The organism is Solirubrobacter deserti, from assembly GCF_027587175.1.
Classification (GTDB): Bacteria; Actinomycetota; Thermoleophilia; order Solirubrobacterales; family Solirubrobacteraceae; genus Solirubrobacter; species Solirubrobacter deserti.
The window spans coordinates 1-24,560 of sequence record NZ_JAPCID010000044.1 but is presented as its reverse complement, the minus strand read 5'-3'; the positions used below and the strand labels follow the sequence as shown (position 1 = coordinate 24,560).

General features: G+C 70.9%; 23 protein-coding genes. 13 read left to right on the top strand and 10 right to left on the bottom strand.

Translation table 11 applies throughout. The annotated features are described in order from the left end of the window. Window positions 1-54: 54 nt before the first annotated feature. Complete coding sequence (locus OJ962_RS24735) at window positions 55-1,476, top strand: hypothetical protein (protein ID WP_270006672.1); 1,422 nt, start codon at window positions 55-57, stop codon at window positions 1,474-1,476. A 57-nt stretch (window positions 1,477-1,533) separates the two neighbouring features. On the opposite strand, the gene OJ962_RS24730 is transcribed toward OJ962_RS24735, so the two are convergent. The 4 genes from OJ962_RS24730 to OJ962_RS24715 are packed head-to-tail and all read right to left on the bottom strand — an operon-like array spanning window position 1,534 to window position 7,361. Beyond that, window positions 1,534-2,202, bottom strand: a complete 669-nt coding sequence (locus OJ962_RS24730; protein ID WP_202958125.1) for a haloacid dehalogenase-like hydrolase — start codon at window positions 2,200-2,202, stop codon at window positions 1,534-1,536. Between the two features lies 1 nt (window position 2,203). Continuing rightward, entirely contained in the window at window positions 2,204-3,259 is a 1,056-nt protein-coding gene (locus OJ962_RS24725) for a M20/M25/M40 family metallo-hydrolase (protein ID WP_202958124.1), read from the bottom strand. Between the two features lies 1 nt (window position 3,260). After that, complete coding sequence (gene acnA, locus OJ962_RS24720; protein ID WP_202958123.1) at window positions 3,261-6,095, bottom strand: aconitate hydratase; 2,835 nt, start codon at window positions 6,093-6,095, stop codon at window positions 3,261-3,263. Window positions 6,096-6,137: 42 nt separating this feature from the next. Then, the gene (locus OJ962_RS24715) at window positions 6,138-7,361 is read right to left on the bottom strand and encodes an aminotransferase class V-fold PLP-dependent enzyme (RefSeq protein WP_202958122.1); all 1,224 of its coding nucleotides are present in this window, start codon (window positions 7,359-7,361) and stop codon (window positions 6,138-6,140) included. 78 nt (window positions 7,362-7,439) lie between these two features. Here OJ962_RS24715 and OJ962_RS24710 point away from each other — a divergent pair, with 78 nt between their 5' ends. Further along, complete coding sequence (locus OJ962_RS24710) at window positions 7,440-8,066, top strand: SHOCT domain-containing protein (RefSeq protein WP_202958121.1); 627 nt, start codon at window positions 7,440-7,442, stop codon at window positions 8,064-8,066. 3 nt (window positions 8,067-8,069) lie between these two features. After that, complete coding sequence (locus tag OJ962_RS24705; protein WP_202958120.1) at window positions 8,070-9,062, top strand: hypothetical protein; 993 nt, start codon at window positions 8,070-8,072, stop codon at window positions 9,060-9,062. A 33-nt stretch (window positions 9,063-9,095) separates the two neighbouring features. On the opposite strand, the gene OJ962_RS24700 is transcribed toward OJ962_RS24705, so the two are convergent. Next, a complete protein-coding gene (locus tag OJ962_RS24700) occupies window positions 9,096-9,902 on the bottom strand; it encodes a metallophosphoesterase family protein (RefSeq protein WP_202958119.1) in 807 nt (268 codons plus the stop codon). 45 nt (window positions 9,903-9,947) lie between these two features. Here OJ962_RS24700 and OJ962_RS24695 point away from each other — a divergent pair, with 45 nt between their 5' ends. The 5 genes from OJ962_RS24695 to OJ962_RS24675 all read left to right on the top strand — a co-directional run bounded on the left by OJ962_RS24695 (window position 9,948) and on the right by OJ962_RS24675 (window position 13,746). Then, a complete protein-coding gene (locus tag OJ962_RS24695; RefSeq protein ID WP_202958118.1) occupies window positions 9,948-10,589 on the top strand; it encodes a nucleotidyltransferase in 642 nt (213 codons plus the stop codon). 9 nt (window positions 10,590-10,598) lie between these two features. Next, window positions 10,599-11,723, top strand: coding sequence for a baeRF10 domain-containing protein (locus OJ962_RS24690; protein ID WP_202958117.1), 1,125 nt, complete (start codon window positions 10,599-10,601; stop codon window positions 11,721-11,723). A 4-nt stretch (window positions 11,724-11,727) separates the two neighbouring features. After that, complete coding sequence (locus OJ962_RS24685) at window positions 11,728-12,534, top strand: NAD(P)-dependent oxidoreductase (RefSeq protein ID WP_202958116.1); 807 nt, start codon at window positions 11,728-11,730, stop codon at window positions 12,532-12,534. Then, a complete protein-coding gene (gene pncA, locus OJ962_RS24680) occupies window positions 12,516-13,055 on the top strand; it encodes a bifunctional nicotinamidase/pyrazinamidase (RefSeq protein WP_202958115.1) in 540 nt (179 codons plus the stop codon). The genes OJ962_RS24685 and pncA overlap by 19 nt, the downstream gene beginning before the upstream one ends. 82 nt (window positions 13,056-13,137) lie before the next feature. Continuing rightward, window positions 13,138-13,746, top strand: coding sequence for a protein-L-isoaspartate(D-aspartate) O-methyltransferase (locus tag OJ962_RS24675; RefSeq protein ID WP_202958114.1), 609 nt, complete (start codon window positions 13,138-13,140; stop codon window positions 13,744-13,746). Window positions 13,747-14,002: 256 nt separating this feature from the next. On the opposite strand, the gene OJ962_RS24670 is transcribed toward OJ962_RS24675, so the two are convergent. Genes OJ962_RS24670 through OJ962_RS24660 form a run of 3 tightly spaced genes read right to left on the bottom strand, consistent with a single transcriptional unit; the run spans window position 14,003 to window position 16,315 of the window. Beyond that, a complete protein-coding gene (locus OJ962_RS24670; protein WP_202958112.1) occupies window positions 14,003-15,094 on the bottom strand; it encodes a nicotinate phosphoribosyltransferase in 1,092 nt (363 codons plus the stop codon). A gap of 12 nt (window positions 15,095-15,106) precedes the next feature. After that, window positions 15,107-15,931 (bottom strand): undecaprenyl-diphosphate phosphatase, encoded by an 825-nt coding sequence (locus tag OJ962_RS24665; RefSeq protein WP_202958111.1) that lies wholly within the window; start codon window positions 15,929-15,931, stop codon window positions 15,107-15,109. Between the two features lie 12 nt (window positions 15,932-15,943). After that, entirely contained in the window at window positions 15,944-16,315 is a 372-nt protein-coding gene (locus OJ962_RS24660) for a DUF4240 domain-containing protein (protein WP_202958110.1), read from the bottom strand. Window positions 16,316-16,378: 63 nt separating this feature from the next. Here OJ962_RS24660 and OJ962_RS24655 point away from each other — a divergent pair, with 63 nt between their 5' ends. From OJ962_RS24655 to OJ962_RS24635, 5 genes are read left to right on the top strand one after another with little or no spacing between them, the layout of a single operon-like run. Then, window positions 16,379-17,767, top strand: coding sequence for an aldehyde dehydrogenase family protein (locus OJ962_RS24655; protein WP_202958109.1), 1,389 nt, complete (start codon window positions 16,379-16,381; stop codon window positions 17,765-17,767). Window positions 17,768-17,770: 3 nt separating this feature from the next. Next, window positions 17,771-18,592, top strand: coding sequence for a fumarylacetoacetate hydrolase family protein (locus OJ962_RS24650; protein WP_202958108.1), 822 nt, complete (start codon window positions 17,771-17,773; stop codon window positions 18,590-18,592). Between the two features lie 35 nt (window positions 18,593-18,627). Next, entirely contained in the window at window positions 18,628-18,843 is a 216-nt protein-coding gene (locus OJ962_RS24645) for a hypothetical protein (protein ID WP_270006671.1), read from the top strand. Then, window positions 18,840-19,826 carry an alcohol dehydrogenase catalytic domain-containing protein gene (locus OJ962_RS24640; RefSeq protein WP_202958106.1) on the top strand — a complete coding sequence of 329 codons (987 nt, stop codon included), beginning with the start codon at window positions 18,840-18,842 and terminating at the stop codon, window positions 19,824-19,826. Before OJ962_RS24645 ends, OJ962_RS24640 begins: the two co-directional genes overlap by 4 nt. Beyond that, the gene (locus OJ962_RS24635; RefSeq protein WP_202958105.1) at window positions 19,823-20,506 is read left to right on the top strand and encodes an SDR family oxidoreductase; all 684 of its coding nucleotides are present in this window, start codon (window positions 19,823-19,825) and stop codon (window positions 20,504-20,506) included. The genes OJ962_RS24640 and OJ962_RS24635 overlap by 4 nt, the downstream gene beginning before the upstream one ends. Before the next feature lie 6 nt (window positions 20,507-20,512). Here OJ962_RS24635 and OJ962_RS24630 read toward each other — a convergent pair whose 3' ends face one another. Together OJ962_RS24630 and OJ962_RS24625 are read right to left on the bottom strand one after the other, a co-directional pair. Next, a complete protein-coding gene (locus OJ962_RS24630; RefSeq protein ID WP_202958104.1) occupies window positions 20,513-21,175 on the bottom strand; it encodes a hypothetical protein in 663 nt (220 codons plus the stop codon). Between the two features lie 3 nt (window positions 21,176-21,178). Beyond that, a partial coding sequence (locus OJ962_RS24625; RefSeq protein WP_270006670.1) for a phage tail protein occupies window positions 21,179-24,560 on the bottom strand: 3,382 nt, incomplete at its 5' end.

Here is a 24,560-nt window from a genome sequence, read left to right as displayed (position 1 = left end):
CCGGAAGTGGTTACGAGCGCGTGAACTCAGCAATCGCCCGTAAGCTGGTCGACAATGGTCGAAGTGACGTTGATCGCGCTGGCACTGGTCGCCGGCGTCACCGGCGCGTGGTCGCCGTGCGGGTTCTCGATGGTTGAGACGCTCGCCCCGGCAGGCTACGCGGGGCGGCTGCGGACGACGATCGTCGCGTGCACGACGTTCGCGGCGGGCGCGCTGGTCGGCGGCGTGTTCACGTTCGGCGGGCTCGCGCTGCTCGGCTCCGGGCTGGGCGCCGCGGCGCCGGCGGTGGCCGCGGTCATCGCCCTGGCAGCCGGCGCGGGTGAGGCGCGCGGCGCGCGGATCATGCCGCAGGTGCGGCGCCAGGTGCCGGAGTCCTGGCGGCGCGTCATGCCCGTCCCGCTCGCGGCCGGCCTGTACGGCGTGCTGCTCGGCCTCGGCTTCACGACCTTCATCCTCACCTTCGCCGTGTGGGCGTTGGCGGGTGTGTCCGTCGCGCTCGGCGACCCGGCGCTCGGGGTGCTGGTGGGCCTCGCGTTCGGGGCGGGCCGTACGCTCCCGGTGGTCGTCCTGGCGCCGTTCGGCGGTGGCGCCGCACACGCCGCGATGGCCGAGCAGCCGCACATCCTGCGCTCGCTGCGGTGGGCCGACGCGGCCGTGTTGGCGGTCGTGGCCGCCGCGCTGTTCGCCGCGCCCGCCCAGGCGCAGATCGTCGGCGCCGCGGCCGGCTTCGCCGATCCGTCGGTGGACGGCGAGGCCGTCGCCTTCCATCGCCCCGGTGGCCTGGGCGAGCTGCGCGGCCCGGCCGGCATCCAGGCCTTGCCCGGCGTTCACCCCGCGATCGGCGGCGGCCGCCAGGCCTGGCTCGAGAACGGCCACGTGGTGATCCCGGGCGTCGGCGCGATCCCCGCACCCTCGGCCGACGCGGTCGCGATCTCCGGCACCTTCGTCGCCTGGCGGGCGGGCCAGGAGCTCGTCGCGGCTTCACTGACCGACCTCGCGCCGCGCCAGATCACGATCGGCGCGCTCGGCCGCCCGGCGCTGAGCGGCAGCCTGCTCGTCTACGACGTCGACGGCCGGATCGAGGCCGTCGACCTGCTCACCGGCACCCGGACGGTGCTGCGCCGCGAAGCGCGCGTGCAGCTGCGCGGCCCATCGGTCGTCGGCACCGAGCTGGTGTACGTGCGCGCCACCTACAGCCGCCAGCAGGTCCGCGTCGGCCGCCTGGGCCGCCAATCCGTCTCACGCGACCACGCGCTCTACGGCACCTACCCGACCGCCCGCGCCGATCCGGGCCACGAGCCCGGCCGCTTCCCGGCGCGCGGCCACATCAACAAGCCGATCTGGGACCGCCCGCCCGCGGGCGTCCAGGACACGCTGACCACCACCGCGGCCGGGTCGGACTCGGTGTTCGTCACGCGTGTGCGCAAGCGCAAGGGCGCGCCGGCCACCGCCGCGGTGCTGCAGCTCGCGCGCTGATCTCGCCGAGTGCTCGATCGGTCAACCAGAGGTTGACAAACTGAGCACTCGGGGGGGTCAGCGCCAATCTTCGAGCACCGGCAGGAGCGACCGGGCGTCGTCGACGACCGCGTCCGCCTCGGCCAGCGCCTCGACGCCGAACGAGCCCGTCGCCACCGCGGCGACGCGGACCTCGTCCACGCGCGCGCAGTGGATGTCCCGCGGCGTGTCACCGATCACCACGGTCCGTCCGCGCGGCCACGCCGGGTCGCTCGCTCGGCCGCGGGCGATCGCCGGCAGGCGGCCGCGGTCCTCGTCGTCGGAGCCGAACCCGCCCTGGCCGGGCTCGAAGTAGTGCCCGATCCCGGCCGCGCCCAGCTTGCGGCGCGCGACCGGCTCGAGATTGCCCGTGACCAGCGCGAGCCGGAACTCGTCCGGGCGCGCCGCCAGCGCGTCGAGCAGCTCGACCATCCCCGGCGCGACCGTCGCGCTCAGGTCGGGCGGGCAGAGCCGCTCGTACTCGCGCACGGTCTCTTCCACCCACGCCTCGTCGAGCTCCTCGACGCCCGCCGCGGCCAGCAGGTCCCGCGCGATCGCGCGGTCGGTCCGCCCGGCGTACTCGACGGAGTCCACCCGAGACAGGTCCACGCCGTGCACGCGGCCGGCCGCCGCACGCAGCGCGGCCGCGTGCTCACCGGAAGCACGCTGGAGCAGCGTGCCGTCGATGTCGAACAGCAGCAGGAGCAACTTACCTACGGAAGTCCACGTCGGCCGGGAGGCGCTGCGCGAACGCGGCGATCAGCCGCGCCGCCGCGTCCACGTCGGAGAGCTGCACCATCTCCACCGGCGAGTGCATGTAGCGCAGCGGCACGGAGATGACCGTGGTCGGGATGCCGGCGCGGGAGAGGTGGATCGCGTCGGCGTCGGTGCCGGTGGCGCGGCCCGAGGCGTCGATCGTGAACGGGATGCCCTCGGCCTCGGCGGTCTCGTGCAGCAGCTCGAACAGCAGCGGGTGCAGCGTCGAGCCGCGCGTCAGCACGGCGCCCGACCCGAAGCGGTGCTTGCCCAGCTCCTGCTCGGAGATGCCCGGCTGATCGGTGGCGAAGGTCACGTCGACGGCGATCGCCACGTCCGGCGCCAGCGAGTAGGCCGTGGTGTGCGACCCGCCGAAGGTGATCTCCTCCTGCGCGACCGCGACGGCGTACACGTCGCCGGGCGCACCGCCCGCCTCGCTCACGAGCCGGGCGGCCTCCAGCGCGATGTAGCACCCGAGCCGGTTGTCCATCGAGCGTGAGACGAACCGCCCGCCGGGAAACTCCAACGGCTCCCCGGCGATCACGGCGACGTCCCCGATCCGCACCAGGCGCCGCGCCTCATCCCCGTCGGCGGCGCCGATGTCGATGTGCAGGTGCTTGAGCTCGGGGCCCTTCTTGCGGTCCTCCTCCTTCATGAGGTGGATCGGCCGCTTGCCGACGACTCCCGGAACGACCCCGCCGCGCGTCGCGATGTCGACCCGCTGGCCGACGAGCACGATCGGGTCCCACCCGCCGACGCCGGTGAACCACAGGAACCCGTCGTCGTCGATGTGGTGGACGATCAGCCCGATCTCGTCGATGTGCCCGACGACCGCGACCGACTTCCCGCCGCCCGTGCCGGGGACGCGCGCGACCGTGGAGCCCACGGTGTCGTGCCTCACCTCGGCGAACGCCGACGCCGCCTCGCGGAACACCGCGGCCGGCGCCTGCTCGTAGCCGGACGGGCCGGCTGCGGTGAGCAGCCGGCGCAGGGTCTCCGGTAGCGGCAAGTTACGCCGCCAGCAGCTGTCGGAGCACGAACGGCAGGATGCCGCCGTGCTGGTAGTACTGGACCTCCTTGGGGGTGTCGATCCGCACACGCACCTTGAACTCCTTGTCGTCGGCGCGCACGGTCACCTCCTTGGCCTCGCCGCCCTCGACGCCGGTGATGGAGAACTCCTCCTCGCCGGTCAGCCCGAGCGACTCAGCGCTGTCGCCGTCGTTGAACTGCAGCGGCAGCACGCCCATGCCGACCAGGTTGGAGCGGTGGATGCGCTCGAAGGACTCGGCGATCACGGCCCGCACGCCCAGGAGCTTGGTGCCCTTGGCCGCCCAGTCACGCGACGAGCCCGAGCCGTACTCCTTGCCGGCGAGCACGATCAGCGGCACGTCTTCCTGCGCGTACTTGTTCGAGGCGTCGTAGATCGTCATCTCCTCGCCCGACGGCTGGTGGCGGGTGAAGCCGCCCTCCGTGCCGGGCGCGAGCTGGTTGCGCAGGCGGATGTTCGCGAACGTGCCGCGGACCATCACCTCGTGGTTGCCGCGGCGCGAGCCGTAGGAGTTGAAGTCCTTCTGCTCGACGCCGTGCTCGTTGAGGTAGTTCGCCGCCGGCGTGCCCTTCTTGATCGCGCCCGCGGGCGAGATGTGGTCGGTCGTGACCGAGTCGCCGAGCTTGGCCAGCACGCGCGCGCCCTGGATGTCCTCCGGCGCGACCGGCTCCTTCGGCACGTCCTCCAGGAACGAGGGCCGCCGCACGTAGGTCGAGTCGTCCGACCAGGCGAAGCGGTCGCCCTCCGGGATCTGGAGGGTGCGCCAGCGCTCGTCGCCCTCGAACACCTCGCCGTAGGACTTCAGGAACATCTCCTCGTCGACCGAGCCCTCGACCACCCGCGCGACGTCGGCCGCGGAGGGCCAGATGTCCTTCAGGTAGACGTCGGCGCCCTCGGAGTCCTGGCCCAGCGGCTCGTCGAGCAGGTCGATGTCCATCGTCCCCGCGATCGCGTACGCCACCACCAGCGGCGGGGACGCGAGGTAGTTCATCTTCACGTCCGGGTTGATCCGGCCCTCGAAGTTGCGGTTGCCCGAGAGCACGGACACGACCGCGAGGTCCTCGGCGTTGACGACGTCCGAGACCGCCTGCGGCAGCGGGCCCGAGTTGCCGATGCACGTCGTGCACCCGTAGCCGACGAGGTGGAAGCCGAGCGCCTCGAGGTCCTCGGTCAAGCCGGCCTTCTCGTAGTACTCCATGACGACCTTCGAGCCCGGCGCGAGCGACGTCTTCACCCACGGCTTGGACTTCAGGCCGCGCTCGCGCGCCGCCCTCGCGACCAGGCCGGCGGCGATCATCACCGACGGGTTCGACGTGTTCGTGCAGGACGTGATGGCCGCGATCACGACGTGGCCGTGATCGAGGTTGGTCTCGGTGCCGTCCTCGAGCGTGAGGTTGACGTGGTGCTCCTCGCGCTCGGCGACCTGCAGGCCGCCGGTGCCGCCGGCCGTCGCGGGCGAGCCGTCGTCCCCGCCGCTGCCGCCGTTGTGCGCGGGCGGGTCGGAGGCGGGGAACGACTCCTCGGCCTCCTCGTCGACGTCGGTCTGCGCCGTCGTCCCGTGGCCCGGCACGCCCGGCTCGTCGGCCGCGGCCTCCGGCTCGGCGTCGGGGAGGATGTCCTCGAGCGCGATCCGGAACGCGGCCTTGGACTCCGTGAGCGACACGCGGTCCTGCGGGCGCTTCGGGCCCGCCAGGGACGGGACGACGTCCCCGAGGTCCAGCTCCAGCGTCTCGCTGTAAGTCGGCTCCTCGGCGCTCTCGTCGTGCCACATGCCCTGCGCGCGGGCGTAGGCCTCGACCAGCTCGCACTGCTCCTCCGAGCGGCCCGTGAAGCGCATGTAGCGGATCGTCTCGGCGTCGATCGGGAAGATCGCGCACGTCGACCCGAACTCCGGCGACATGTTGCCGATCGTCGCGCGGTCGGCGAGCGGCGTGTTGGTCACGCCCGCGCCGTAGAACTCGACGAACTTGCCGACGACCTTGTGCTCGCGCAGCATCTGCGTGACGGTGAGCACCAGGTCGGTCGCGGTCGCGCCCTCCGGCAGCTCGCCGTTGAGCTTGAAGCCGACCACGCGCGGAATCAGCATGGACATCGCCTGGCCGAGCATCGCGGCCTCGGCCTCGATACCGCCGACGCCCCAGCCGAGCACGCCCAGGCCGTTGATCATCGTCGTGTGCGAGTCGGTCCCGACGAGCGTGTCCGGGTACAGCACGCCGCCGGACTCGAAGACCACGCGCGCGAGGTACTCGAGGTTGACCTGGTGGACGATGCCGGTCTCCGGCGGGACGACCACGAAGCCCTCGAACGCCGTCTGGCCCCAGCGCAGGAACTCGTAGCGCTCCTGATTGCGCTCGTACTCGCGCTCGGTGTTGAAGCGCAGCGCCTCGCGCGTGCCGAACTGGTCCACCTGGACCGAGTGGTCGATGACCAGCTCCGCGGGGACGAGCGGGTTGATCTTGGCGGGGTCGCCGCCCAGGTCGGACATCGCGTCGCGCAGCGCCGCGAGGTCCACGATCGCCGGCACGCCGGTGAAGTCCTGCATCACCACGCGCGCGGGCGTGAACGCGATCTCCTTGGAGGGCTCGGCGTTGTGGTCCCAGCTGGCGAGCGCCTCGATGTCCTCCTTGCGGACCGACACGCCGTCCTCGGTGCGCAGGAGGTTCTCCAGCAGCACCTTCAGCGAGAACGGCAGGCGCGCGACGTCGAACTTCTCCTGGAGCGCGTCCAGGCGGTAAATCTCATAGGAACGCCCGCCGACTTCGAGGTCCGCTCGGGCGTTGAAGGAATTCTCTGACACGGTTTCAAGCTCCCGTAGGAGTGGATTTTCGTGTCAATGAGCCTACCCCCGTAGCGATTTCACAGCGCTCACGGCGGCGTCGACGTCCTTCGCGTCCACGTGCAGCGAGGTCCCGAGCCGCACGTGCTGCTCCGCGTACGGGGTCACGGACGCACGGATCCGGCGCCGTCCCAGGCGGTCCACGACCTGGTCGGGGCGCATGCCCGCCACGTCGAAGCACACGATCCCGGACGACACCTCCCGCGAGCGCGGCGTGACCAGCCGCACGTGCGACAGGCGCGCCAGCCCGTCCTTCAAGCGCTCCGCCAGCCCGTGCGTGCGCTCGGCGACGTGCGCGCGACCGAGCCCGTGCTGCCAGTCGAACGCCTGTGCGAGCGCCCAGCGGTGCTCGAACGAGTGATAGCCGCCGGGCGTGAACAGCTCGCCGACCCGGTCGGCCTCGACGGGCCCGACCGGCTCGCCCTGCAGCCACGCGCCGTACGGCTCGCGGCCGAACGACGGGATCACCGGCGCCATCTTGTCCCACGCCTTGATCGACCAGATCAGGCCCGTCCCGCGCGGCCCGCCCAGCCATTTGTGTGTGCCGGCCACCAGCACGTCGCACAGGTGGATGTCGATGGGATCGGGCTCGACGCCGAGCGCGTGGACGGCGTCGACCACGAGCGTGACCGCGTTGCCGAGCGCGGCGCGCAGCTTCATCAGCGGCAGCTTCACGCCCGTGCCCGAGTGCACCCAGGTCAGCGCGACGACCTTCGTGCGCTCGGTCAGCGCACCTCGGAGCGCGCCGATCATCGCGTCCGCGGACGCCTGCGCCGGATCGTCGTAGAGGCGCACCCGGCGCACCGTCGCGCCGCTCAACCGCAGCGACTCGTGCGTCGCGTAGTGGTCGTGCTCGGTCGTGAGCACCTCGTCGCCCGGTTGCAGGAGCCCGCGGTAGGTGAGCGCCAGCCCCATCGTGGTGGAGTCGACGAACGCCAGCGTCCCGGGCTGAACGCCGAGATACCGCGCGCCGGCGACCGCCACCGCCTCGTCCAGCTCCGCCTCGTGGCGCCGCAGGTAGTCGGCCGCGCCCGCGTCCAGCCCGCGCCGGTGGCGCTCGATCGCGTCGCGCACCGGCTTCGGGTGGGCGGCGAACAGGAACGCGTCGAAGTGGCGCCAGCGCGGATCGAGGGCGAAGAACGCCGGCCCCGCGGACTTCTTCTCCCCGCAGCCGACGAGCGCGAGCGCCGCACCCCCGGCCAGCAACTCCTTGCGGGTAACGCTCACCACGCGGACGGTACTCCCCCGCCAAAGGTTCGGTTCCCCGAATGGCGCGGGGTTCCGGACGGGCCATACGATCGCGCCGTGCTCATACGGACGACGATCGGACTCGGAGCGGCTGCCGGTGGGCTCTCCCTCATGACCTACGGGATCGCGCAGGCGATCGAGAACGGCAGCTGCGGGACCGACGAGTACGGCAACGTGCTCGGCGCGCCGTGCCCGGACGGCTTCGGCGAGATGATCGTGCTGATGATCCTGGGCGCGTTCGTCGCGCTCGCCGGCGCGGCGCTGGCCAGCTCGCTGCTGCGCTTCATCCTCCCCGCGATCATCGCCGTCGGCGCCGGCGTGATGCTCGGCATCCTCGACGTCAACGAGAACGACACGCGCCCCGGTCTGGAGATCATCGCCGCCGTCTCCGCGCCGATGGTGCTGTTCACCGTCCCGTTCGTCGGCCGCCGCCGCAGCCACGGGCACGCCGTGCCGCAGCCGGCACAGCCGGTCGCCGCCACCTTCGGGACGCCGCCCCCACGGCCGCAGCCGGCTCGCGAGCCCACGTTCGAAGCACCCGCCCCGCAGTGGCAGCCACGGACGGCGCAGGACCCGGAGGACATCGCGGCCCGGCTGCGCCAGCTCGACCAGCTCAAGGCGTCCGGGCTGCTCGACGACGCGGCCTACGACGAGCAGCGCAAGCGGATCCTCTCGGAGCTCTAGACCATGCGCGCGATCACCGTCTTCTTCGCCCTGCTCGCCACCGTCGCCGGCGCCTACGGCGGCTTCTGGGTCATGCGGGAGCTCGGGCCCGCCGACCTCACCGGCCAGTACGGCCGCGGCAACGCCGCCTCCATCGAGGGCAACTTCATGCAGTCCGCGAACTTCGAGCGCGTGATCGAGGCGCTCGAGCGCGAGCTCGGCCCGGACGGCCGGCTGCAGTCGCTCAACGTCAACCTGCTCGAGGTCGACGCGACCGCGATCGACTCAGGCCGGCGGCTGGTCGTCCGCATCGACGCCTCCGGGCGCTCGATGAAGGACGACGTCGGCGAGGCCGACCCGATCGGCACCGTGCCCGTCGCCAAGCTCGACCCCAAGGCCCTGGACCGGATCAGCAAGGCCGCGCGCAAGGAGACCGGCGAGCCCGTGGAGCGCCTCTCGCTGACCGGCTCCAGCCGCCAGTGGAACGTCTACATGCTGCGCGGGGAGCCCGACAGCTTCATCGCCAACCTCAACGGCAAGGGCCTGCGGCTGAGCGGCGAGGAGAACCCGGAGCCGGGCGGCGCCGAGCCCGACTCGCTGATGCGCGCGGAGAACCTGCATAAGGTGCTCGACGCCGCCGCCAAGGAGGGCGACGCCCTGTACGACCTCACCGTCTGGCCCGAGCGCGCCTCGGTGGCGATGAAGTCCGGCGGGCGCGTGGTCGCCCTCCAGTTCGGGTTCGACGGCGAGCTCACCGGCCGCGACATCAGCGCGCCCAACGGCGCGCAGACCAAGACGATCCGGCTCTCCCGCGTCGACCCGCGCGCGATCGAGCGCATGGCCAAGAGCAGGTACGCCAAGGGCCTCAAGAACGCCATGTACGCGATCCTGCGTCCGGACATCGGGTTCAGCGCCGGCGAGCCCCAGTGGCTGTTGTACCTGCCCGAGGGCTCGGACCCGCCGTACCTGACCGCGAACATCAAGGGCCGCGGCATCTCGTGGCCCGGCCGCGGGTGACTGTCCGCACATGGAATCCGGCAAGGGCCGTGATCAGTGAACTTCTGAGGGCACGCGCCGACGCTCACCCGTGAGCTCGAAGACCCAGAAGTCCTCGCCGAGCACCGGCACGCTGACGTTGTAGACCGGCACCTCGCCGATGCGGCCCTCGAACGTGCCTGCGTGGGCGTGCCCGTGCAGGACCATGTCCGGGTTGTGCTCGAGCAGCGGCGGCGCGAGCCGGTCGGTGCCGAGGAAGGTCCAGATCGTCTCCCGCTCGCCGACGAGCGTCTCGGTGGTCGGCGCGTAGTGCATGAGCACGATCCGGAACGCGCACATCTGGATCGCCCGCAGCCCTTCGTCGAGCGCCTCGGCCTCCTCGATGCTCTCGCGGTACACGCCCCGCAGCGACGGCTCGCCGAAGTCGGGCAGGTGCGAGCCGGGGAAGCCGCCCATGAACCCCTTCACGCCCGCGATCCCGACCTGCGTGTCGCAGATGTCGAGCACCTCGTGCGAATGGGTCTTGTCGAGGACGACCACGCCCGCCTCCTGCAGGACGGCCTTGAAGTCGTCCGCCCGGTTGACGTGCCAGTCGTGGTTGCCGAGCACGGTCAGGACCGGCACGCCGACGTCGCGCACGGCGTCGGCGACGATCTGCGCCTGCTCGGGCTCACCGTGCGTCGTGAGGTCACCGGCCAGCAGGATCACGTCCACGCGGTCCTCGAGCGCGGCGAACGTCGCCCGCGCGCGCTCCCGGTCGTCGGCGCGTTCCCCGTAGTGGATGTCCCCCGCGGCGGCGATCCGGATCCGGCATTCCTCCCGCCGCTCGGCGGGGCGGCCGTCGATGGCGATCGAACTCATATCCGAAACGGCTACCCGATCGTGGGCACCGGGTAGCCCGTTCACATGTCCACGGATGAGGAGAGCCCGTTCTCGGATCTCGAGGCGTCGCTGAAGAAGTCCGCCGCAGCCCTGCGTGAAGCGGACGTCCCGTTCCTGCTCGGAGGGAGCCTCGCCAGCTGGGCGCGCGGCGGCCCGGAGACCCGTCACGACCTCGATCTGATGCTCAAGCCCGAAGACATCGACCGTGCGGTCGAGGCGCTCGGGGCCGCCGGCATGCGCTTCGAGGACCCGCCGGAGGAATGGCTCGTGAAGGTCTGGGACGGCGAGACGCTCGTCGACCTGATCCACCACCCCAAGGGCACGCCGGTCGACGACGCCCTGATCGAGCGCGGCGAGGTAATGTCCGTACTCGGCATGGAGATGCGCGTGATGGCGCTCGAGGACGTGCTCGTGACGAAGCTCATGGCTCTGGATGAGCACTCGCTGCGCTACGAGTCCCTGCTGGCCATCTCCCGCGCGCTGCGCGAGCGCATCGACTGGAAGGACGTCCGCGCCCGCACGACCGAGTCGGTCTGGGCGCGCGCGTTCTTCGTGATGCTGGAAGGCCTCGGGATCCTGCCCGAGGCGAGTCCGTCAACCGGGGGCCGTGACACCCGGGTGCGCGTGTTGACGCAACCCGGTTCGGCCGCCGCGAACGTGGGGTAGGCGACCGCAATGGCCGAACCGATCACGCAGGCCCGCCTTCGGGCACTCTCCGCCGTGCACCCTGAGCAGGGGCGCGTGCTGTCCGTGTTCCTGAATCTGGACCCGACGCAGTTCGCCACCGCGAACGCGCGATCATCCGCCATCACCTCGGTCCTGACGGACGCGTCGCACAAGGTCGACGAGACCGAGGGGCTGACGCACGATGAGCTGCTCGCGCTGCGCGACGACATCGAACGCGTGCGCGGCGTCCTCGAGGGCGGTGACATCGCGCAGAACGGCACGCGCGCCGTCGCAGTCTACGCCTGCGGCCCGGCCGATCTGCTGGAGGTCATCCGGCTGCGGCGGCCCGTGGACAACAAGGTCGTGGTCAACGACACGCCGTACGTCGAGCCGCTCGTGCTCCAGGGCACGGACGAGATGTGGATGGTGCTGCTCAGCAACCGCCGCGCCGCGCGGCTGTTCTTCGGGCCCAACGAGGGCCTCGAGGAGACCGATCGCTTCGTCGACGACGTGCACTCCCAGCACGATCAGGGCGGCTGGTCGCAGATGCGCTACCAGCGCTCCGTCGACAAGGAGGTCTCCGACCACCTCCAGAACGCCGCCGACCTCGCGTTCGACCTCTACAAGAAGCGCGGGGCCGACCGGATTCTGATCGGCGCGCCCGAGGAGCTGATCACCGAGTTCAAGGGCAAGCTGCACCCGTACCTGGCCGAGCGGATCGCGGGCAAGATCTCCGTGGACATCGAGAACGCGTCGCTCGACGACGTGTGCGCAGCCGCGGCGACCGAGATCACCGCGCACCAGATGCGCCTCGAGCGCGAGGCGCTGGACCGGCTACAGCAGGGCGTCGGCACGGGCGGGCGCGGCGCGGCCGGCATCGCCGAGGTGCTGGACGCGCTCAACCAGGCGCGCGTGGAGACGCTGCTGATCGCGGAGAACTTCCAGATCCCGGGCCGGGTGGACTTCCAGGCCGGGCTGCTGCTGCCGGAGGGCCGCGACGAGGGCGAGCCGGTGGACAACATCGTCGAGCCGGCGATCGAGAAGGCGATCGAGCAGTCCGCCAGCGCGATGGTCGTGCGCCACCACACGGATCTGGACGAGCTCGGCGGCATCGGCGCGGTGCTTCGCTTCTGAGCTCATGAGAATCGCGGTCCTGGGCACGGGCATCATGGGCGCGCCGATGGCGCGCAACCTCGCCTCCGCGGGGCATGAGGTCCGTGCCTGGAACCGGACCGCGGCCAAGGCCGAGGGCCTGGGCGCGAGCGTGGCGGGCACGCCGCGCGAGGCGGTCGAAGGCGCAGAGGTCGTGATCACGATGCTCGCCGACGGGCCGACCGTCGCGGCCGTGATGGACGACGTGACGCTGCCCGACGGCGTCGTGTGGTGGCAGGCGTCGACCATCGGGGTCGAGTGGCCGGCGAAGTTCGCGCCGCACGTCGACGGTCCCGTGATGGGCACGCGCAAGCCGGCCGAGGACGGCAAGCTCACCGTGCTGGCGAGCGGGCCCGGCCGCGAGCGCCTGGGCGAGGTCTTCGCGCCCGTGTCGGCGAAGGTCATCGACCTCGGCGACGAGATCGGCGCGGGCCAGCGGATGAAGCTCGTCGGCAACGCGTGGGTGCTGGGGCTGGTCGAGGCGCTGGCGGAGACGATCGCGCTGGCCGAGCAGCTCGACGTCGACCCACGCGCCTTCCTGTCCATGATCGAGGGCGGGCTGATGGACACGCCGTACGCGCGGCTCAAGGGCGAGCCGATGATCGCGCGCGAGTTCCCGCCGTCGTTCCCGCTCGTACTGGCCGCCAAGGACGCCGGGCTGATCTCCGACGCCGCGCCCGACCTCCCGCTGCCTCGCCTGATCCGGCAGCAGATGCTCAAGGTCGTCGAGGCCGGTTACGGCGACGAAGACCTGAGCGCCACAATCAGGGCCCTATGGCAAGAGCCCTCGTAATCGTCGACTTCCAGAACGACTTCACGCCCGGCGGCGCCCTGGCGGTGCCGGACGGCGACCGGATCGCCGACCGCATCAACGCCCTGGCCACGTCCGGCGACTACGACCTGGTGGTGGCCACGCGCGACTGGCATCCCGCCGACCACAACTCGTTCAGCGACCAGGGCGGCCCGTGGCCCGTGCACTGCGTGGCCGGCACGCAGGGCGCGCAGCTGCACCCGGCGCTCGTGCAGACGAACATCGACGTCGTCGTGGACAAAGGTCAGGCGGTCGACACCGACGGCTACAGCGGCTTCGAGGGCACCGACCTCGAGGAGATCCTGCGCGAGCACGGCATCACGCAGGTGACGGTCGTCGGGCTGGCGACGGACTACTGCGTCAAGAACACCGCGCTCGACGCGCTGCGCTCCGGCTTCCAGGTGACCGTGGACTCCACCGCGGTGCGCGGCGTGGACGTGGAGCCGGGCGACTCCGAGCGCGCCCTGGCCGAGGTCCGAGCGGCGGGCGGCGTGATGGCGTGAACGGCGAAGCTCGCCTGGCGGCTCGCGTCGCTGCGAGCACTCGCCCAAGAGGCTCGTACTCGCGCGTGAGGGGGGTCGCAGTGTGAGGCGCGGCCGGGACCGGCTGCTCACGCAACTGCGTCCGCACGTCTCCGACGAGCGCGTGCTGCAGGCGGTCCACGACGTCCCGCGCGACCGGTTCGTCCCGGCGCGCCTGGCCTCCGACGCGTGGGACAACGTCCCGCTGCCGATCGGTTCCGACCAGACGATCTCCCAACCGCTGATCGTCGCGCGCATGTGTGAGCTGCTCGCGCTGCGCGGCGGCGAGCGGATCCTCGACGTCGGGACGGGCTCGGGCTATCACGCGGCGATCCTCGCCCGGCTCGGTGCGCACGTGTGGAGCGTGGAGCGCCATCCGGCACTGTCGGAGCGGGCGGCGCAGAACCTCGCGGCCGCCGGGATCGACAACGTCACGCTGCTGGTGGGCGACGGCTCACAGGGCCTGCCGGCCGAGGCGCCGTTCGACGCCATCAACGTCGCCGCGGCGGCTTCGACCGTCCCGCTGGCCCTCGAGGCGCAGCTCGTCGAGGGCGGGCGGCTGGTCGTGCCGGTTCAGGAGGACGAGCAGCGGCTCGTGCTCATCCGGCGGACGGCCGACGGGTTCGAGCGCCGGTCGCTCGAGCGCGTGCGGTTCGTCCCGCTGGTCTCCTAGCTGCCCTTGAACGGCCTCACGCCCAGCAGGTGGTCGTCCGCGTCGAGGGCCGTCCCGCCGGCGTCCGCGTTGACCGCGATCGGCGGCTTGCCCTGGTCCACCGTGATGTCGATGCCGCGCCCGCCGATGACGCCCCGCCTGCTGGCGGACCTTGCAGCAGGCCGTTCGCCAGCTGCCCGTGGCCGACGAGCGTGGTCGTGGCATGAGGTGCCTGCCGGTGGAGACGCCACCGGCAGGCACCTATTCCGAAGTCGTCTTACTTGACGAGCTCGAGCCGCTCGTTCGGCCTGTACTCGCGCCCGACCTTCGCCGCCGGCTTGCCCTCGTTGAGCACGACGTCCGCCGTGAAGTCGTTGGAGCCGCGGATCAGCGAGGAGCCCACGCCGTAGGAGTCGACCGGGATGCTCGCCGCCTCGAAGGCGCGGATGCGCTCCGCGTTGAAGCCGCCGGACACGACGATGCGGACGTCCTTGAACCCGTGCTTGTCGAGTTCTGAGCGCGTCAGCTCCACGAGCTCGGCCGCGACGCCCTTCGGCGCCGTGTCGCCGTGGAGCCGGCGCAGCGACTCGTCCGCGAGCGTGTTTGAAGTGTCCAACCGCACGCCCCACAGGTCCTCGCCCAGCGCGTCGGCGACTTCCAGCGCGGTCGTGACGCTGTCGTTCTTGAAGTCGACGAGGACGGTGACGTTCATGTCGCGGCCGAAGCGGTCGGCGAACTTGCGCGCCGCGAGCGCGGTGTCGCCGTTGTAGGCGGCGATCAGCGCGTGCGGCACCGTCCCGATCCCGCGGCCGCCCCACCAGGACGCCTGCGCGTCGGTGGAGACGCCGATCGAGCCGCCGATGTGCGCCGACCAGCCGTCACCCGTCTGCACGAGCCAGTGGTCGTGGCGGGCGGGGAAGTACAGGATCGGCTTGCCGTTTGCAGCGCTGACCACCTCGCGCACGTTGCGCATGATCAGCGTGCGGCGGGCCATCACGCCCAGGTAGACGGTCTCGAGGTGCGCGAACTCGGCGTAGTCGCCCTCGATCGTCATCACGGTCTCCCACGGCTCGATCTCGTCGCCCTCGTGCAGGGCCTTGACTTCGAGCTGGTCGAACGTGGGCACCCAGACGTCGCCCTCGTAGTGGCCGACGCCGGTCTTGAGGACCGCGATCGCCTCGTCGACGCCGCCGAGGATCGAGTCCTTGCGCTGGAAGACCTGCATCAGCACCCGTGGGTGGTGGTTGTCGGCTTCCAGCAGCTGCTTGGTCAGGTTGAAATAGGCGTCGGAGTAGTAGCCCTCGCGGATCTTCTCCACCGGCAGGCGGAAGACCGAAGGGGGCAGACGGACGCGCTCTCGGGTCGCCATGACCAAAAAAGACTACGACGCTTCGATCACACCGGTCGCCGTCAGCGTGATCACGAGCACGCCGAGCGCCACGCGATAGACGACGAAGACCATCGTGGAGTGGCTCGCGAGCCACTTCAGCAGCCACGCGATCGACGCATAGCCGACGATGAACGCGGCGATCGTGGCCAGCGCCGTCTCCAGCGCGCCGACGCCGCCCGGGTCGCCGATCTTGCGCATCTCGAACAGCCCGGAGAGCACGACCGCCGGGACCGACAGCAGGAAGCTGTAGCGCGCGGCGGCGGCGCGGTTGAAGCCCGAGAACAGGCCGGCGGTGATCGTCGCGCCCGAGCGCGAGACGCCCGGGACGAGCGCCGCAGCCTGCGCGAAGCCGATGAACACCGCGTCCTTGGCCTTGATGTCCTCGATTTCACGGTCGTGCTTGGCCACCTTCTCGGCCAGCAGGAGCACCAGGCCGAGCACGATCAACGTCGTACCCACGAGGTACAGCGAGCGCGCGCCGTCCTCGATCTGGTCACTGAAGACGAGCCCGAAGATGCCGATCGGGATCGTGCCCAGCCCGATGTACCAGCCCATGCGGGCGTCGAGCGTCCCGCGCAGCTCGGGCTTGATCCACAGGCTCAAGAACCACGAGCGGGCGATGTTCCACAGGTCCTTGCGGAAGTAGAGCAGGACCGCCGCCATGGTCCCGAGCTGGGTGACGGCGGTGAAGGCCGCGCCCGGATCGCCCCAGCCCAGGAACGTCGGCACGATCAGCAGGTGTCCGGTGCTCGAGATCGGCAGGAACTCGGTCAGCCCCTGGACGATGCCGAGGACGATGGCTTGAAAGGCGTCCACGGCGGCCGCAGGTTAGCGAGCGCCGGGCGGAGGCGGTTCGTCCTGGTCGCGGATGACGTCGCCGTAGCGCGCCTCGTACACGTCCAGCACGACGCCCACGACCGAGAACCCGTTGAAGCCGCCCGAGTCCAGCGGCAGCCGGTGCTCCGGGTCCACCACGATCTCCTCGAAATAGCGCCGGCCGTTGCGAATCACGCACAGGGCGACGTCCTGGTGGTGGCCGGGGTAGTCGAAGTCGCCGGGCAGCAGCTGGTCGAGGTGATCCTGGTGCAGCCAGTAGAAGTCGACCAGCTCCTGCTCCGACAGGGCCTCGACCCGCCGTTTGACGCCCTCAGGGTCGTGCAGGCCGAGATCGACGAGCTCCCAGAACGCGTTCGCATCCATCCCGCCGGAGTTTCCTGCATCCGTCGGAGTGCTCGCACGCTCGCGCGTACTAGCGTGCCCAGCATGAGCACGCAGACGATCGAGAGCCGGTCACCGCAGGATCAGTCCGATGTGGTGGTGTCCGCGCCGGCGGCGGATCGCGAGGCGGTGGCGGCCGCGTTCAAGCGCGCCCGCGAAGCGCAGCAGGCGTGGAAGCGCAACGCCGTCGTGCGCGCCGACGCGCTGAGCGCCGCGGCCGCGGCGCTGGACGCGGCGAAGGACCAGGTCGTGGACCTGATGGTGCGTGAGGTCGGCAAGCCGGTGACCGAGTCGGTGATGGAGCACGGCCGCGCCGTGCGCATCCTGCGCTACCAGGCGCAGGCCGCGCTGGACCCGGACGGCGACACGCTGCCCGCCGCGCCGCCCGCGGACATGCGCACGTTGCTGCTCGCGCGCCGGCGCCCGCGCGGCGTCGCGGGCCTGATCACGCCGTGGAACTTCCCGTTCGCGATCCCGCTCTGGAAGGCGGCGCCGGCTTTGGCGTACGGCAACGCCGTCGTGCTCAAGCCGTCGACGGACGCGCTCGCGTGCGCGCTGCTGCTGGAGGAATTGCTGGGCGGCGTGCTGCCCGAGGGGCTGTTCAACGTCGTCTCAGGTGAGGCCGAGGCGGGCCAGGCCGTGATCGAGCAGGCCGACGTGGTGAGCTTCACCGGCTCGACCGGCGTCGGGTTGCAGGTGGCGCAGGCGGCGACCGCGCGCGGAATCGCGAGCCAGGCCGAGATGGGCGGGCTGAACGCGTCGATCGTCCTCCCGGACGCGGACGTGGAGGCGGCCGCGAAGGTGATCGCGGGCGCGGCGATGGGCTACGCGGGCCAGAAGTGCACCGCGACCGGGCGCGTGCTGGTGCTCGGCGACACGGCCGAGTTCACCGACGCGCTCGCCGCGGCCGTGGACGGGCTCGCCATCGGCGATCCCAAGGACGAGGGCACGATCGTCGGGCCCGTGATCAACGCGCCGGCGCGCGAGAAGCTCGTCGCGGCCGCCGAGGGCGCGCCCGGCGACGGCGGGCGGGTGGTCACGGGCGGCAAGGCGCTCGACGGGCCGGGCCTGCTGTTCGCGCCGACGGTCGTGGACGGCCAGCAGCCGACGGCGCGGCTCGCGCAGGAGGAGGTGTTCGGGCCGATCGTCACGGTGCTGAAGGCCGAGTCGGCCGAGCAGGCGGTGGAGATCTCCAACTCCGTGCCCTACGGGCTGGTCACGTCGGTCTTCACGTCCGACCTGGATTCGGCGCTGACGGTTGTGGACGGCCTCGAAACGGGGATGATCCGAGTCAACATGCCGACCTCAGGCGTCGACTTCCACGCTCCGTTCGGGGGCGAGAAGCAGTCGTCGTTCGGGCCGCGCGAGCAGGGCAAGGCCGCGCGCGAGCTGTACACGACGACCCACACGATCACGATCGGCCCGGCGAGCTGAGCCATGGCGCTCTGGCGGGTTCAGACCGCGGGCGGAGCACGCCTCGCCCGTGGGCCGGTTGCAGGCGGACCGGTCGAGCTGCTCAAGGGCGACCTCGACGCGCTGCTCGCCGCGGGCTCGCTGGACGCCGAGGCCGACGGGCCGGTGCCGGCGGGGTCGGTGGTCCTGGCGCCGGTGGACGGGCAGGAGGTGTGGGCCGCGGGCGTGACCTACGCGGCTTCGCGCTCGGCCCGCAACGACGAGTCCAAGGGCGCGCACGACTTCTACGACAAGGTCTACGACGCCGAGCGGCCCGAGCTGTTCTTCAAGGCGGCGCCGGGGCGGGTGCGCGGACCGGGCGCGGCGGTCGGTGTGCGGTCCGATTCGGGCTGGGACGTGCCGGAGCCCGAGCTCGCGCTCGTGATCTCCGCGGGCGGCGAGATCCTGGGCTACACGATCGGCAACGACGTCTCCTCGCGCTCGATCGAGGGCGAGAACCCGCTGTATCTCCCGCAGGCGAAGGTCTATCGCGGTTCGTGCGCCTTGGGTCCGTGCATCGTGCCGGTCGACGAGGCGCCGAGCGCTGACGCGCTGGAGATCACGCTGACGATCGCGCGCGACGGGTCCGACGTGTTCACGGGTTCGACGTCGACCGCCTCGCTCAAACGCGGCCTCGAGGAGCTCGTGTCCTGGCTCTATCGCGCGCAGGACTTCCCGGTGGGCGCGGTGCTGTTGACGGGTACTTCGGTGATCCCGGCGATCGAGTTCACGCTGCGGGGCGGCGACGAGGTGCGGATCGCGATCACGGGTCTGGGCGAGCTCGTGAACTCGGTCGAGGTCGTGTGAGATCGCCTGCGCGACACATCACGAATGCGCGCGCCGTGGACCGCGACGAAGCGCGCGTCCGGGAGCGGCCGCGAACAGGGCGTCGAAGGGCCTGGGCGGAAGACGTCGAACGCGTCGCCGTGGGTCAGCACCAGGGCGCCTTGAACGAGGCCGCGATCTACGTGGCGGACGCGGAGGACCCGGCCCGTGCCCGCGAGGAGGTGCGCGCGGTGCTCGACCATGTGCTCGCCGGGGTAAGGGTGGATCCATGAGGGCGATCGTGTGGCACGGGCCGAACGAGATGGCCGTGGAGGAACAGCCGACGCCGACCGATCCCGGGCCGGGCGAGCTGATCCTGCAGCCCGAGGCCGTGGGCATCTGCGGCTCCGAGGTCGAGGGCTACGTCGGCCACATGAAGAACCGCGTGCCGCCGCTGGTGATGGGGCATGAGTTCGCGGGGACCGTGATCGCGACCGGCGACGGCGCGCAGGACCTCCAGGGCGCACGGGTGGCGGTGAACCCGTTGAGCGGGTGCGGCGAGTGCCGGCTCTGCCTGGCGGGGGACACGAACCTGTGTGCCGACCGGGTGCTCGTCGGCGTGCACGTGCCAGGCGCGTTCGCCGACTTCGTCAAGGTGCGTGCGGCGGACGCCCTTCGGCTGCCCGACGACGTCTCGATGCGGGTCGGTGCGCTGATGGAGCCGCTCGCGAACGGCGTCCACGCGGTGCGGCTCGCTCCATCCGGCGCTTCGCGCGTGGTGGTCATCGGGGCCGGGACGATCGGGCTGGTGACGCTGCAGGCCGCGTTGCTCGAGGGGTTGCCGCACGTGGCGGTGGTCGAGCGCGACGAGGCCCGGCGGGCGCGCGCGGTGTCGTTGGGCGCGCACGCCGACGGCGCCGAGCCGGGTGAGGCCGACCTCGTGCTGGACGCGGTCGGCGCGGAGGCGACCCGGCAGCTCGGGCTCGAGCTGTTGCGCCCCGGCGGCACGATAGTCTGCATCGGGCTCGCGAGCGACGACACGACGCTCGGCTTCCACGGCGTGGTGCGCTCCCAGCACCGCATCCAGGGCTCCTACGCGTACACGATGCCGGACTTCGAGCAGGCGCACGAGTGGCTCGTCAGCGGGGCCGCGTCGCTGGGCGACGACCTCGAGCCGGTCCGGCCGCTGGAGGACGGGCCGGCGCAGTTCGCGCGGTTGGCGCAAGGCCCGCCGCCGCCCGAGTTCAAAATCTTCCTCGCGGGCACCGCCGCATGAGCCGCACGGTCGTCGTCATCGGAGCCTCGAGCGGGATCGGCCTCGAGACGGCGCGCGCGTTCCTCGGCCAGGGCGACCGCGTGCACGCGGCGGCGCGGCGGTCGATCGACCTCGAAGGCGTGGTCCCGCACCGGCTCGACTTCACCGACCGGGACGCGGTCGACGCCTTCGCCGCCGAGTTCGACGGTGTCGACGCGCTGATCGTCGCTGCCGGCACGAACATCAAGGAGCGGCGGCTGCACGAGTTGACGCACGAGGGCTGGGACACGGTCGTCGGCGCGAACCTGAACGGCCCGTTCAACGCGCTGCGGGCCTTCCTGCCGGCGCTGCGCGCGGCGCACGGGACCGTCGTGTTCATCGGCAGTGTCTCCGGCGCCTGGACGGACCGCTCCGGCCCGGCCTACCAGGCGGCCAAGGCGGGGCTGCTGGCTCTGACGCGGGCGGTCGGCTTCGAGGCCTCCGGCGAGATCCGCTCGACGATCATCCTCCCGGGCGTGGTCGACACCGAGATCCTCGACAACCGCCCCGAACCGCCCCCGCGGGAGGTACGCGACCAGATGCTCATGGCCGAGGACGTCGCGGCGGCGTGCGTGTTCGCTGTGAACCTCCCGCCGCGCGCGTTCATTCCCGAGCTGACGATCCTCCCGACCGCGCTGCAGGCGATCGGCAAGACGACCTAGGCGCTGTCAACCGTCGAACGACGGTACGACGTCCCCGTCCACGTCGGTGCGGTTACGGAGGGTGAACCCGTCGATGATCGCGTGGTCGGTGAAATCAGCGCTCGGCTCAACGCCCAACAGCGCGGACGTTTCCCGCAGCGCTGCCTCCAGCCGGGGCGCATTGTGCTCCCAGATCTCATGCTGCGGAGTTCCCGTGACCGAGAAGGGGAGGAAGGCATCGCTCTGCACCCGTACCGACACCACATGGTGGCCCATCGTGAGCCCTTCAAGCCAAGCGACGTCGCTCTCCGCTGAGCGTTCACCTCTTGCGTCGAGCACGATGCCTGTGCCCGCAACCTCGATCGTCAACGGATAGGCGAACTCACCGAGTTTCTGTGCCAAGGATTCGACCGGCACTATCCCGCGAGCGGCGAGCCCGCGAGCGTTTCCGGCCAGAGGAACGACGAGATCGCTGTGCGCGATGTGCCGCGAGCTCTCACGCGGTCCTGTCAGCCACCCTGAGAAGGTCAAAGTCTCCGGGCGCAACAACTCGGCGTCTGCGAAGACGCGGGCGACCAGCTCGCAGCGGCCGAGCAGCTCACGCAGTGAAGCAGCGCCTCGCGGCTCGGCGAACTCGCGCGCTTCGAACCACCAGTCCCCCACCGGCCCGTATGTGCGTCCCAGAATCATCGATCACTTGGGATAGATGATCGTCTCGCCGGTGGCGAATGTCACATGCAACTCCATGCCAGGATTGCGGCCGGGCCAGTCAGAGAGGCCCCGATCGAAGCCATGGGCGTCGAAGTACGCCTTGCTTCCGTCGTCGATCACCATCTGCCCGCCACGTTCCTCCGGCGCCGCCTTGCCGAACACGAGGACCTCGACGATCTTCCGCGTCGCCGTGACGGGGGCGAGCTGCGCAGCACCCTTCGTGGCTTTGGAGGCGATGTTGCCACTGCCCGTCGCGTGGCCGAATTGATAGATCACCGAGTAGCGGCCGTTCGGATCCACCACGCCGAGATCCACGTCGTGCTTGGGCGCGACCTTGTCCTGCGTGTCCTCGAAGATCAGCCTCGCGCCTGGAGTGCCGGAGAGAATGGCGTCTGCGCGGTGCAGGGCCATGAGGGCGGCGTCGATGTCGGTGGAGACCTTGCACTTGGACACCACTTTGGTGTAGCCGCTGAACCCGTCGAACCTCCCGGACATGATGTGCCCGGCGACCGCGGTACCACCGGATGACTTTGCGAGCTGCCGAACTATCAGGTCCGCCTCTTTCTCGCTGAACCGCTGACCGCCGGGCGCGCGCAGCGTGACGAGCTTCGCCATCAGCGCCTCGGCGTCTTCGGGAGCGAGCGGAATAGGTCGCTCAAGACGGGGATTGATTGTCGCCTCTACTCGTGTCTCGCCCTTCTCATCGAACAGCTTGAGACTCTTCAAAGCGTGACGTTCCTTGATGGCCGGTAGCGCCGCCTCTATGTCAGCTCGCTTGGCGTCGGGCTGCTTCGCGAGGGCATTGACCTCCTCGGCAGCAGCCTCGAGCGCCTGCTGCTTCTGGTCGGCGCTTCGAGGATCGTCACCTTCGCCCTCGACTTTCCCGGGCTTACCTTTCAACCGGTCCTTGACGCTCTGGGCCTTGCCCTTGACCCAGTCCTTGCCGGCCTTGACCTTCCCCTTGGCCCAGTTCATCGCGCCGCCGAAGAGCTTCTTCGCGCCCTTGACCGCACCCATGACGACGAAGTCGACGGCCTTGTTGATCGGCGCCTGGACCTTCTGGATGACGGAGCGGATCTTCTCGGAGATGCCGCCGAGCCCGAGCAGGGAAGCGAGGAAGGAGATGGCCAGCGGGAGCGCCTTGGAGAGGGAAGATTCGACCTTCTCGGCGACGATGCCGATGTTGCCCTTGGCGATCGCGCCGACGGAGTCGAGGATCGAGCGGACGAAGTTCATGATCTCGCTGCCGCGCTCGAGCAGGAACATGACGATGTCGTAGATCGCCTTGCAGGCCTTGATGAAGGCGGCGGCGGGGTTCAGGAAGGCGATCAGCCAGGTGATGCCGGCCTTGATGACCTTCTCGATGATGAAGTCCTTGATCTGGCCGAGGACGAGCTCTTCGAGGTCGCCGACCTTCTTCATGATCCACTTCCACAGGCCGGCGGGGCCTTCGGTGACGAGCGTCTTGAAGACCTCGACGGTGGACTCCAGCCGGGCGACCATCGGCTCGCCGACGAGCTTCACCACGCGCGCGCGGATGTTGCGGTAGGTCAGGCCCAGGACCTGGAGGACGAGGTCGAGGATGCCCTTGAGATCGAAGGACTTGGGCAGCTGGATGCCGGCGTCGCCGAGCGCGCCGAACAGCCAGCCCATCAGGCCCTTCTGGAGGTGGTTGGCGATGTTGCCGACGAAGCGCTGCAGGCCCGCCTTGACGCCGTCGACGAGCTTGCCGAGGAAGCCGATGGGGTCGGCGATGATGTCGCCGATCACGTCCGCGGCCTTGGCCAGGACACCCATCAGCATGTTCTTGAGCTGCAGGATCGTCTTGACGACGCCCGCGACCGCCTCCATCGCCTTGTCGACCAGGCCGCGGTTGGCGGCCTTCATCTCGTCGATGCGGGCGTCGAGCGCGTCGCGGGACTCGACGTACTTCTTGGCGAGGGTGTCGATGAGCTCTGACTGCTTGCTGTCGACGTCCGCCGAGAGCTGCTCGAACTGGCCGGAGAGCTTCTCCTCGGCCTCCTTGCCCACCTTCTGCAGGTCCTGCGGGAGCTGGGCGACGTACTTCTTGATCTCAGCCTGCCCCTGCGCGATGCGGGCGCGCGCGGCGGTGAGGCCCGCCCCGACGACGTCGGCGACCTTGCCGATGACGCCGTCCATGTCCTTCAGGTAGCGGGTCTTGCCCTCCGCGTAGAACCGGTTGACCTCGTCGGGCATGCCCAGCAACTTGTCCTTGAGCCACAGGGCGCCGCCGCCGAGGCCGCCGTAGCGGTCCTCCTTGTAGGCGTCCATGCGGGCGCCGACGTAGTCCTCGAACTTCTTGCGCGCCGCACCCTCGCCCTGGCTGAAGGCCGCGTCGACCTTGCCGTCGAGCCCGTCGAGCGTCTTCTGGACGTCGCCCTTGGTCCGCTCGTAGATGCCCTGGATGTCGGTCGCGACCTTCGCGCGCTTGGCCTCGTCGTCGCTCTTGGCGCCCTGCTTGTGGCTGCGCACCTGGGCGAACGCCTTCCCGCGCGCGCCCTGCATGCCCTGCAGGCCGGCGCCCTCGGCCGTGGCCGCGTCGCCCTTGGCCTTGCCGAGCACGTCCTTCTCGTCCTTGCGGAAGTCCTGCGGTGCCTGGGCGGAGTGCTCCTTGGCGGCGTCGCGGGCGGTGAGCGCCTGCTTGAAGTCCGGCTCGTTGGACTTCTGGAGCTGCTCGTCCGTGACCTCTGCCTCGGCCATCTTGGCGTCGACGCTGTCCGGCCCGGCGGAGAGGTCGGTCGCCGCGGCGGGCGTCGGCGGCGGCATCGCGCCCTGCGCCCCGACGGTCGCGGCCTTCTCCCCCACCGGCTCCGACGCCATGGGCTGCACCGGCTTGGCCTGGCCCTTCGACGCGTCGGGCGCGGCCGCCGTCGCATCCTTGATGTCCTTCTCGGACTCCTGCTTGCCGTCCTTGACGAGCCCGCTGACCTGGCCGGCGACCTGGCCCGCGCCGCCCTTTTTGAACTCGTCCGCCTCTTCGAGGTTCTTCGGCGTCGACGCATCGACCGCCTGCTTGACCGCCTGGATGAACGCGGCGCGATCGAACGCCCCGGGCTGCTTGGTCGACATCTCGTCGACCTGTGCCGCGGCCGCCTGGCTCTGGACGTCGTTGGCCGGCCCGACCGCCGCCGCCTGCGCCGCGGCCGCCCCCGCCGCCGCGGGCGAATGGGCCTTGGCGCCACCGCCCGCCGCCTGGGCCTTGCCCTTCATGGCCTGGAAGTTCGGGTCCGCGTGCGGGTTCTTGTTGACCACCGGCGGCGCCGCCTCGGGCGCGCCGGCCGGGCTCGCCGCACTGTCGCCGGCTGCGGTCGCGAGGGAGCCGCCGGCGCCTGCGCGCGCTGGG

Bases quoted from the DNA above. Each gene is read 5' to 3' on its own strand.
- pncA (WP_202958115.1), top strand. From the start codon at position 12,516: ATGGCAAGAGCCCTCGTAATCGTCGACTTCCAGAACGACTTCACGCCC.
- OJ962_RS24640 (WP_202958106.1), top strand. From the start codon at position 18,840: ATGAGGGCGATCGTGTGGCACGGGCCGAACGAGATGGCCGTGGAGGAA.
- OJ962_RS24735 (WP_270006672.1), top strand. From the start codon at position 55: ATGGTCGAAGTGACGTTGATCGCGCTGGCACTGGTCGCCGGCGTCACC.
- OJ962_RS24635 (WP_202958105.1), top strand. From the start codon at position 19,823: ATGAGCCGCACGGTCGTCGTCATCGGAGCCTCGAGCGGGATCGGCCTC.
- OJ962_RS24700 (WP_202958119.1), bottom strand. From the start codon at position 9,902: ATGAGTTCGATCGCCATCGACGGCCGCCCCGCCGAGCGGCGGGAGGAA.
- OJ962_RS24670 (WP_202958112.1), bottom strand. From the start codon at position 15,094: ATGGCGACCCGAGAGCGCGTCCGTCTGCCCCCTTCGGTCTTCCGCCTG.
- OJ962_RS24690 (WP_202958117.1), top strand. From the start codon at position 10,599: ATGGCCGAACCGATCACGCAGGCCCGCCTTCGGGCACTCTCCGCCGTG.
- OJ962_RS24685 (WP_202958116.1), top strand. From the start codon at position 11,728: ATGAGAATCGCGGTCCTGGGCACGGGCATCATGGGCGCGCCGATGGCG.
- OJ962_RS24705 (WP_202958120.1), top strand. From the start codon at position 8,070: ATGCGCGCGATCACCGTCTTCTTCGCCCTGCTCGCCACCGTCGCCGGC.
- OJ962_RS24660 (WP_202958110.1), bottom strand. From the start codon at position 16,315: ATGGATGCGAACGCGTTCTGGGAGCTCGTCGATCTCGGCCTGCACGAC.
- OJ962_RS24630 (WP_202958104.1), bottom strand. From the start codon at position 21,175: ATGATTCTGGGACGCACATACGGGCCGGTGGGGGACTGGTGGTTCGAA.
- OJ962_RS24655 (WP_202958109.1), top strand. From the start codon at position 16,379: ATGAGCACGCAGACGATCGAGAGCCGGTCACCGCAGGATCAGTCCGAT.
- OJ962_RS24695 (WP_202958118.1), top strand. From the start codon at position 9,948: ATGTCCACGGATGAGGAGAGCCCGTTCTCGGATCTCGAGGCGTCGCTG.
- OJ962_RS24650 (WP_202958108.1), top strand. From the start codon at position 17,771: ATGGCGCTCTGGCGGGTTCAGACCGCGGGCGGAGCACGCCTCGCCCGT.